Source organism: Methylobacterium sp. WL103 (genome assembly GCF_008039885.1).
Lineage (GTDB): Bacteria > Pseudomonadota > Alphaproteobacteria > Rhizobiales > Beijerinckiaceae > Methylobacterium > Methylobacterium cerastii.
Genome location: NZ_VRUX01000882.1, coordinates 1 through 1,313, shown reverse-complemented (window position 1 = coordinate 1,313; position 1,313 = coordinate 1). Strand labels below are relative to the sequence as shown.

Genomic DNA, 1,313 nt, shown 5'->3' with positions numbered 1-1,313 from the left:
GGGCGGCGCAGGTGGCGGAGGCCGCCACCCGCGGCCTCGTCGGCCGCACGGTGGCGCAGGTCGAGTGCGACCTGATCCTCGACACCCTCGACCACTGCCTCGGCAACCGCACCCATGCGGCCAAGATCCTCGGCATCTCGATCCGGACGCTGCGCAACAAGCTCAACGAATACGTCGGCTCGGGGCTCGATGTGGCCGAGCCCGGCTGCGCCCGGGCCATCGCCGCCTACGGCTGATCTGCGGCGTCCGTCGGCTCGGACGCTTCCCGCGCGCGGTGCTCGGGCAAAGTGACCCGCACCACGGTGCCGGCGCCGACTTCGCTCTCGAAGGCGAGGCGGCCGCGGTGGCGGTTGAGGCTGTGCTTGACGATCGCGAGCCCGAGGCCGGTGCCGCCCTTCTGCCGGCTCGACGCCACGTCGATCCGGTAGAAGCGCTCGGTGAGGCGCGGCAGGTGCTCCGGGGCGATGCCCGGCCCGTCGTCGCGCACGCTGAGCACGATGCGGCTGCCGTGCAGCGCGTCCCGCGTCCGATCCAGGGCGACGACGACGCTGCGGCCGCCGTACTTCACCGCGTTCTCGATGAGGTTCTCGACGACGCGGAGCAACTCGTCCGGCTCGCCGAGCACCGGGTACGCCCCCTCGCCCGCTTCCAGGGTGATGGCCACGCCGCGGGCGGCAGCGAGCGCGCCCTGCGCGTCGACCATCTGGCGGGCGATCGTGCCGAGGTCGACCACCTGCGTCGGCGCCACGTGTTCGCGCAGCTCGATCCGCGAGAGCGAGAGCAGGTCGTCGATCAGCCGGGTCATGCGCTGCGCCTGGCTGTGCATGATGCCGAGGAAGCGCTCGCGCGCCGGCGCGTCGGCCCGCGCCGGCCCCTGCAGCGTCTCGATGAAGCCGAGCAACGAGGCCAGCGGGGTGCGCAGCTCGTGGCTGGCGTTGGCGACGAAGTCGACGCGCATCGCCTCCAGGCGCCGCGCGGCGGTGAGGTCGCGCAGGAACAGCACCACGTTGGCCTGGCCGCCGTCCGGCATCGGCAATGCGCCGATCTGCACCTCGAAGGCGCGCTCCGTCGGCACCCGGACGGCGTAGGTGGTCTTCGAGGGCGCACCCGTGCGCAGGACCGCCTCGACCGCGTCGAGTACGTCCGGCGCCCGCAGGGCGAAGGAGAGCGGGTGGCGCAGGCGCAGCGTCGGGAGCAGGGCGCGCGCCGCCGGGTTCGCCTCGATCACCACCGCGCGGCGATCGACCAGGATCACCGGGTCGGGGATGTTGGCGAGCAGCGCCTCGGCCACCGCGTGGCGCTCGGTCTGCCGC

Annotated in this window: 2 protein-coding genes; one reads left to right on the top strand and one right to left on the bottom strand. The window is 73.6% G+C overall.

Going from position 1 to position 1,313, the window contains the following annotated elements; translation table 11 throughout:
* Positions 1-236: helix-turn-helix domain-containing protein (locus tag FV222_RS26375; protein WP_187277490.1), on the top strand; the 236-nt coding region annotated here is incomplete at its 5' end.
* Here FV222_RS26375 and FV222_RS26370 read toward each other — a convergent pair.
* The coding region (locus FV222_RS26370) for an ATP-binding protein (RefSeq protein WP_147816074.1) at positions 227-1,313 on the bottom strand (1,087 nt) is incomplete at its 5' end. The genes FV222_RS26375 and FV222_RS26370 overlap by 10 nt on opposite strands.